Source organism: Streptomyces sp. NPDC006265 (assembly GCF_040613555.1).
Taxonomy (GTDB): domain Bacteria; phylum Actinomycetota; class Actinomycetes; order Streptomycetales; family Streptomycetaceae; genus Streptomyces.
In genome coordinates this window covers 1-1,308 of sequence record NZ_JBEXSH010001442.1, presented here as the reverse complement: position 1 = coordinate 1,308, position 1,308 = coordinate 1, and the positions used below count along the sequence as shown (strand labels likewise).

Below are 1,308 nucleotides of genomic sequence, written 5' to 3'. Positions count from 1 at the left end.
CGACGACTACCTGGGCCCGGACGCCCTGCGCCGCATGGTCGCCATGGCGGAGACGCCCATCGCCACGCTCTCCGGAGGCAACCAGCAGAAGGTCATGATCGGCCGCTGGCTGCGGACGGATCTGAGGCTGCTGATCCTGGAGGAGCCGACCGCGAGCGTCGACGTCGGCGCCAAGGCCGCGATCCACCGCCTGCTCCATGAGGCCCTGGATGCGGGCCTCGCCGTGCTGCTGCTGTCCACCGACTTCGAGGAGGTGGCGAGCCTGTGCCGACGCACGCTGGTCTTCGTGCGCGGCACCGTGACGGCCGAACTGAGCGGCCCCACCCTCACCATCGCCGGACTCACCCGGGCGGCCTCGGCCATGCCCCCGTCCACGGCCGGGCACCCGTGACGCCGCCGCCCCGGCCGCACCGCCGCCCCGGCGGCCATCACATCGGCGCCTACGGCCTGCTGGTCCTCACCGCCCTGCTCTACCTGGTCTTCTCCCTCGCCCTGCCGGACACCTTCCCCACGCTGGACACCGTCGACTCGATCCTGTCCAACCAGTCGATCCCGGCCGTCCTCGCACTCGCCGCCATGGTGCCCGTCGTCACCGGCGCCTTCGACCTCTCCATCGGCTACGGCCTCGGCCTGGCCCACGTGATGGTGCTCCAGCTCGTCGTCAACGCGGGCTGGCCCTGGCCGCTCGCCTGCCTCACCGTGCTCGCCGGGGGACTGGTCGTCGGCTTCCTCAACGGCGTAGTCGTCGAGTTCGGCCGGATCGACTCCTTCATCGCCACCCTCGGCACCGGCAGCATGATGTACGCCGTGACCGGCTGGATCACCGACGGCGGGCGGATCGTCCCCGGCCCGCAGGGCCTGCCGCCCGCGTTCACCGACCTCTACGACTCCTCGTTCCTCGGCCTGCCGGTCCCCGCCTTCTACGTGCTCGCCCTCGCGGCCGTGCTCTGGCTGGTGCTGGAGCGGCTGCCGCTCGGCCGGTACCTGTACGTCGTCGGGTCGAACCCGCGCGCGGCCGACCTGGTGGGCATCCCGACCCGCAGGTACACCGTCTACGCGTTCGCCGCCTCGGGCCTGATCGTCGGCTTCGCCGGAGTGCTGCTCGCCGCCCAGCAGCAGATCGGCAACCCGAGCGTGGGCCTCGACTACCTGCTGCCCGCCTTCGTCGGTGCTCTCCTCGGCTCCACGGCGATCAAACCCGGGCGGCCCAACGCCCTGGGCACCGTCGTCGCCGTCGCCGTCCTCGCCGTCGGTCTCACCGGCATCGCCCAGCTGGGCGCCGAGTTCTGGACGGTCCCGCTGTTCAAC

At 72.1% G+C, this 1,308-nt stretch carries 2 protein-coding genes; both read left to right on the top strand.

Translation table 11 applies throughout. From position 1 onward, the window contains the following. On the top strand, positions 1-391 hold a 391-nt coding region (locus tag ABZ281_RS49640), incomplete at its 5' end, for an ATP-binding cassette domain-containing protein (RefSeq protein WP_356665459.1). Beyond that, positions 388-1,308: ABC transporter permease (locus ABZ281_RS49635; RefSeq protein WP_356665457.1), on the top strand; the 921-nt coding region annotated here is incomplete at its 3' end. The genes ABZ281_RS49640 and ABZ281_RS49635, both read left to right, overlap by 4 nt.